Below are 6,400 nucleotides of genomic sequence, written 5' to 3'. Positions count from 1 at the left end.
TCGCTACCGCCAGCATCGTGATCAGACCAAACTTGTACCACTTCGAGTCATACCACAGCGACATGTCGTAGTCCCGGCCACTCGTCTTGGCCTGGCTCGACGTTCCCATCGTTGTTGCCATGTCGTTTCCTCCTATTACAAATACATGTTGGAGATAACATTACACCATTCTGTTGACGTGGAGTGAAAACTGGAACCAGAAACCCCACCGCCAGCGAAATATAGACTTTTTCACTTTACTATTGGTTCCCGGTGATAGGCCATTATTCATGCTTCTGTTGCCTGACACTGATTGTGGAACTTCGAGAGACACCTTAAATTGCCCGCCGAAGCGGAGCGGCTTATTTATAATTACCGTGGTCCTGTTCCTTGCCCGTCCAATCCATAGTCAAAATCATGAAGCTATCCGAAAAGTTCTGTGCGTTCCTTTTTTTCTTTTTATTTACTTCCATAACCCATGCAACCGGAATCGATAGCCTCAAGAGCTTCATGCGGAATGCACGCACTGTCCGCGCAGATTTCTCGCAAACCGTTCTCGATAAAAGCCGCAATATAGTGCAGACAGCAAACGGCGCAATGCAATTCGAGCGCCCCGGAAAATTCCGCTGGATATACGAGAAGCCTTACGAACAATTGATTGTCGGGGACGGCGAGCGCGTCTGGTTTTACGATCGCGATCTTGATCAGGTAACCGTGCGAAAGCTCGATACCGCCATCGGCAGCAGCCCTGCCGCGCTGCTTGCCGGAAGTAATGATATCGAAAAGAATTTCCATCTTCTGGAAATCGGCCTGCAGGGTAGCATCGAGTGGGTGGAGGCTACGCCCAAAACCCGGGAAAGCACATTTGAGCGGATGCTTCTCGGATTTACCCTGGAGGGGATACTGAGAGCCATGGAATTGCACGATAATTTCGGCCAGGCTACCATATTCGAATTCTCGGATGTGGAACAAAACCGCAAGCTTCCCCCGGAATTGTTCAAATTCAGTCCACCGCCGGGCGTGGACGTGATCAGTGAGTGATCTGTTCGAGCAGCCTCAGCCTGCTGTACCGCTGGCGGAACGGTTGCGTCCGCATGAATTGAAAGACGTGGTAGGTCAGCCTCATTTGCTGGGTCCCGGCAAACCGCTGCGTCTTGCGTTCGAATCCGGCAAGCCTCATTCAATGATATTGTGGGGCCCACCCGGCTCAGGCAAGACCACGCTGGCTCGTCTCATGGCCTCGGCGTTCGATGCCGAATTCATTGCGCTGTCCGCCGTGTTATCGGGGGTCAAGGATATTCGTGACGCAGTCGAACGGGCACGCGCAGTTTTGCACCAGTCCGGCCGCCATACCATCCTGTTCGTAGATGAGGTTCATCGCTTCAACAAGTCGCAGCAGGATGCATTTCTGCCCTTCGTCGAACAAGGATTGGTGACATTTATCGGCGCCACGACCGAGAACCCTTCGTTCGAGGTGAACGGCGCGCTGTTATCGCGTGCCCAGGTGTATGTGCTCACTGCCTTGTCCACGACCGAACTGGCCACCCTGTTTGATCGAGCAAAGAAGCTGGCGTTGGCTGAGCTGGGTTTCACCGCTGATGCGCGATCATTATTGATCGAATATGCCGACGGTGATGCGCGGCGCTTGCTCAATCTTCTGGAACAGCTAAAAACTGCGGCGGCGGCTGAAGGAATATCAAGAATAGACTTCGATTACGCGCGCGAAAGGCTATCTCGCGCTGCTCACCGGTTTGATAAGGGCGGCGACGAATTTTACGACCAGATTTCGGCGCTGCATAAATCCCTGAGAGGCTCGAATCCGCATGCCACGCTTTACTGGATGTGCCGGATGCTGGATGCCGGCGCAGACCCGCGCTATATTGCCCGGCGTCTCATCCGTGCATCCGTGGAAGATATCGGGCTGGCCGATCCGCGCGCCCTGCGTATCGCGCTGGATGCTTCCGAGACTTACGACCGGCTGGGCAGTCCTGAGGGTGAACTGGCCCTGGCGCAGGCTGCCCTGTATCTTGCCTGCGTTCCCAAGAGCAATGCTACTTATCTTGCGTATAATAAAACCCGCTCTTTTATCGACGAGGATAAATCGCGGCGGGTTCCCGAACACTTGCGCAACGCGCCCACGCAGCTGATGAAGGAGATGGGATTCGGGCGCGACTACCGCTATGCGCATGATGATCCCGATGCATATGCCGCGGGAGAACGTTATTTTCCGGAAGGAATGCCAGAGATTGAATTTTACCAGCCGACCAGCCGCGGATTCGAAAGTAAAATATCCGAAAGACTGGCGCATCTGCGCGAGCTGGACAAACAGGCAAAAAAAGAATCATAAGATAGAAGCTGCGTCGATTTGGAGTCGAGATGTTAGATATTCATCTGTTACGCACGCAACCGGACCACATTGCCAGGGTTCTTGCCGCACGTAACTACGTTTTTCCCCTTGCTGAATTCAGTGCCCTGGAAGCGGAACGAAAGAATCTTCAAACCTGCACCCAGGAATTGCAGGCGCGCCGCAATGCCGCGTCGAAGCAGATTGGCAATGCCAAGAGCAGGGGCGAAGACGCCAGCGCGATTCTCGCAGAGGTCGCCCATCTGGGCGACGAATTGAAGCAGACGGAATCCCGGCTGGATCAGATACAGGCTGCGTTGCAGCACACCCTGCTGCAAATTCCCAATCTGCCGCACAGCAGCGTGCCGGAGGGCAGAAACGAATCGGATAACAGGGAGGTCCGACGTTGGGGAACTCCACGCGAATTTGATTTCAGCCCGGCCGATCATGTGAGCATAGGCGAGCGACTGGAATTACTGGATTTTTCCACTGCCGCGAAGATCAGCGGCGCCCGCTTCAGCCTGCTGACGGGCCCGCTTGCGCACCTGCATCGCGCACTGGCTCAATTCATGCTCGACGTCCATATTCGTGAACATGGCTATACGGAGGCATACGTGCCTTATCTGGTCAATGCCGAAAGTTTGCGAGGTACCGGCCAATTGCCGAAGTTCAAGGAAGATTTGTTCGAGGTTCCACGAAGAAAAACAGCCGAACTTCTCCTGGAAAACCAGCCGGCTGCCGCGACGTTGCCACGGAATAGCCCGCAAGGGGAACATGACGATGACGACTTATACCTGATTCCCACTTCCGAGGTTCCGCTGAGCAACATCGTGCGTGACCGCATCGTCGATCTCGAGTCGCTTCCCATCAAGCTTACGGCGCATACCCCCTGCTTTCGCTCCGAAGCGGGAAGCTACGGCAGAGACACCCGCGGAATGATCCGGCAGCATCAGTTCGAGAAGGTGGAACTGGTGCAGATCGTTCACCCCGCACACTCCTATAAAGCGCTGGAAGAGCTGACCGGCCATGCCGAAACAATTCTTCAGAAGCTGCAACTGCCTTACCGGGTGATGGCATTGTGTACGGCCGACATGGGGTTTGCCGCCGCCAAGACGTACGACATCGAAGTATGGTTGCCGCAGCAAGGCGCTTATCGGGAAATTTCCTCATGCAGTAACTGTGAAGCATTTCAGGCACGCCGCATGCAGGCACGCTTCCGTAACGAGAAAGGCAAGCCGGAACTGTTGCACACACTCAACGGGTCCGGTCTGGCGGTGGGACGGACGCTGGTGGCGATACTGGAAAATTTCCAGAATGCAGACGGCAGCGTATCGATTCCCAAAGTTTTGCAAGGCTATATGGGCGGGACCCAGCGGCTTGTCCCACGCAACGCATAAGGCACTCAGAGAAGAGATATCTTTTTACCATTGTTACCATTGGAGAGGCTCGCTAACCATGCAAAATGTACCTGGCAGTGAAAACGTTCATGCGGCAACCGAGGATACCTCAGCTCTCGAAGCTGAGGTACACAGCAGGATGACGCAAGGAGAGAATATAGAACAAGAAGTGCGGGATCTGACGGTAAAAGCTTTGAGCAGGCAAGGACATGACCAGGATTCACTGCGTCATGTCATGGGTGCAGTACTGAAAGGTGTACGTGAAGGAGCACAGGAGAAGTTGCAATCTTCCTCTATTCAGGCGCAAACGGCTTTGTCCCCCGTGAGGGACGCGGTGGCCGGCCTGGATTCGGCGCTGGCTCAACTGGCGGCGGCTTCGAAACTGACACTCGAAGAAGCCGGGGGCCGCGCGCAAACGTTTTCAAAAGAGGAGTTGACGCGCCTGCGCGCCAACCTTGAAAGTATTGAGAATCTTTTTTTCGAAACTTTGCAGGAGTCGGCCTCGGCCGCGCAGGACCTGGTGGAGGTTACCTTGCGGGATATTATTCTCCATGCAAAGCGAAACGGCACCGCGGTAGGCTCTCAGTTGAAAGACACGCTCGAGGCGCTCAACCATCAGTTGAAATCGACCACTCATAGCCAGTTGGAGGCAGGCATTCATCTCACCCAGGCCATCACGGACACCCTGCGGCAGGCCGCCGCGAATGTTCTTATCGAGGTTGCGGAGCGGGTCAAGCCCGGCGACAAACCCGGGGGACATCACGGGTAGGAGCGGTTTTCAGCCAGGCGCTCCGGTATTCTCCAGGATGGGGGCGCCTCTCTCATGAGTTCATGGTTCGCGCCACGCAAAGGTGACCCAGGGCCGCGATCTGGCGCAGATTCAGATACAGGACACGCTCAGGCCTTGCATCCATCCGTATCGCAAGCGAGATTTTCCCCACCGTGCGTAGACGATTCCGTCACGACAGGCTCATCGAATTCTTCGGCCAGCAGCGCCCCAATCGAAAATCCTACGGTCAGATCGCTCACATGACCGAATTTGTGCAAGCGAATGTGCCCTGTTTTATCGATCAGGATGAGAGTGGGCGTTCCCTGCATCTGATATGCGCGCATGGTCATCGGAACCCCCGTCGCGGCTCCCTCATATTTGTCTATCCCGATCGGAAAGCGCAGCCGGTATTCATAGGCAAACACTTCGAGCGCCTCGCGCCCCATCACCTCGTGATGCTCGAAAACAGTATGCAGTCCTATCACTGCAACACGGTTCGAGTCAAACTCCTGATGTATTCGTTGCGCTTGCGGTATACCCACCTGCACGCAACCCGGACAGAAAATCTGGAAGGTGTGGAGTACAACCACTTTACCCCGGAGCGAAGCGAGCGTCAGGGGGTGCGGCGTATTAAGCCATCCGGAGGTTTGTAGCTCGGGCGCCATGCTTGCCCTGATGTTGGTACTTGTCTCGGTCATTCTGTACCTCGAAATAGCGGGTTGAAAATAACACATTATAAGGGAACCGGCGCATGAGTCCCACCCACGGCCCTGCCGACGTTCGCCAGGGAGCCTTCCGAAAGGGAGATCCGTATTTCCTTTTCATGTTTTTCCACAGACCTCTGTCTCGCAAATCGGCGGATTTTTCAGTCTTTTCCGGCCACCTGTCAGGGTTACGCCCAGATTGCCACGCGCTATCCGATCAGCATAATGAGAAAAACCGCGGAGATGACAAAGTAATATATTCCGCTTCCATCGCGAAGTATTTCCACAATTCCAATAGGGTAAAATCACCACAATTGCAAGAGGGGAAAATAACGGTTTTTAGTATAGGGTCATTATTGGTTTTATTTGCCAGCATCATGTTTCTTCCTTGTACGCCTCATTTTGCTGTGGTAGAATTTGCGCGTTTCAGGAGCCCTCTTTCGCGGATATGCAATGCGAATAATGGGGCGGGTGTCACGAGATTTCGGAAGAAATCAGATCGACTCAAATGAGCAGAACAGGGGAGACTGACGAAATCCGCATGAAACGGGCGTTTGAATCATTTTTACGCTCATTCATCCCGCTTGAATCAAGTCAGATGGAATAAGTGGAATGAATGGAATGTCCGGGGAATCATGACATGAACTTAAAGTGCGCAAGGAGGCCGCGCGGCTCCTTTCGTTCTGGGTTTCGTGAGGCATTATCAATGTGAATCAGAAAGCGATTTCGGATTCGATGTGGCTGCGGAAAATTTAGTTGAAACTTCGAACCGAAACTTTGAACTTTATCGACATGCCGTTGTTCTTAGTGTTTGAATTCGCGTAAGCCATAGAATAACACAATTACCGACATTCGCAATATGGATATTATGCCGGACAGATCAGATATTCGCCAGTTTGTCGCCGGCCGAGACCGATCTGAGCGGGCTCACATGGAGACGTTCCGTCTGGAAGCATTGCGTAATGAGTCGAACATTGTGAGATTTGGGAAGATTGGCTCGTACTGTAATCAGTAATCAAGTGGGGGGAAATATGAGCAGTAAAGCAGCAGCAGGTATAGCGGGGATTGTGGCGGTCGCATGGAATTCCGGACTGGCGATGGCGGCAGCCGACCCCTACCAGTTAAATCTGCCCGAGCCGCAGACAGTCATTGCCCAGCAGATCTACGACCAGCACACGATGGTTCTGTGGATTTGCCTGGCGATATT

5 protein-coding genes are annotated in these 6,400 nt (G+C 53.7%); 4 read left to right on the top strand and 1 reads right to left on the bottom strand.

Going from position 1 to position 6,400, the window contains the following annotated elements:
* Nucleotides 1-396 precede the first annotated feature (396 nt).
* From lolA to AC52W5_RS15110, 4 genes are read left to right on the top strand one after another with little or no spacing between them, the layout of a single operon-like run.
* Complete coding sequence (lolA, locus tag AC52W5_RS15125) at nt 397-1,020, top strand: outer membrane lipoprotein periplasmic chaperone LolA (protein ID WP_074976088.1); 624 nt, start codon at nt 397-399, stop codon at nt 1,018-1,020.
* Nucleotides 1,013-2,326 carry a replication-associated recombination protein A gene (locus AC52W5_RS15120; RefSeq protein WP_495671611.1) on the top strand — a complete coding sequence of 438 codons (1,314 nt, stop codon included), beginning with the start codon at nt 1,013-1,015 and terminating at the stop codon, nt 2,324-2,326. Before lolA ends, AC52W5_RS15120 begins: the two co-directional genes overlap by 8 nt.
* Nucleotides 2,327-2,355: 29 nt before the next feature.
* Complete coding sequence (serS, locus tag AC52W5_RS15115; protein ID WP_495671610.1) at nt 2,356-3,720, top strand: serine--tRNA ligase; 1,365 nt, start codon at nt 2,356-2,358, stop codon at nt 3,718-3,720.
* Nucleotides 3,721-3,778: 58 nt separating this feature from the next.
* Nucleotides 3,779-4,489: a DUF6781 family protein gene (locus AC52W5_RS15110; protein ID WP_495671609.1), complete on the top strand. Its 711-nt coding sequence runs from the start codon at nt 3,779-3,781 to the stop codon at nt 4,487-4,489.
* Between the two features lie 128 nt (nt 4,490-4,617).
* On the opposite strand, the gene AC52W5_RS15105 is transcribed toward AC52W5_RS15110, so the two are convergent.
* Nucleotides 4,618-5,187, bottom strand: a complete 570-nt coding sequence (locus AC52W5_RS15105) for a peroxiredoxin family protein (RefSeq protein WP_143104415.1) — start codon at nt 5,185-5,187, stop codon at nt 4,618-4,620.
* Nucleotides 5,188-6,400: the final 1,213 nt, after the last annotated feature.

The organism is Nitrosospira sp. CT (assembly GCF_059489795.1).
The sequence above is the reverse complement of the archived record's forward strand: the minus strand, read 5'-3'. Positions and strand labels throughout refer to the sequence as shown.

Excerpts from the sequence above, each read along its gene's own strand:
- lolA (WP_074976088.1), top strand. The coding sequence starts at position 397 with ATGAAGCTATCCGAAAAGTTCTGTGCGTTCCTTTTTTTCTTTTTATTT.
- serS (WP_495671610.1), top strand. The coding sequence starts at position 2,356 with ATGTTAGATATTCATCTGTTACGCACGCAACCGGACCACATTGCCAGG.
- AC52W5_RS15105 (WP_143104415.1), bottom strand. The coding sequence starts at position 5,187 with ATGACCGAGACAAGTACCAACATCAGGGCAAGCATGGCGCCCGAGCTA.
- AC52W5_RS15110 (WP_495671609.1), top strand. The coding sequence starts at position 3,779 with ATGCAAAATGTACCTGGCAGTGAAAACGTTCATGCGGCAACCGAGGAT.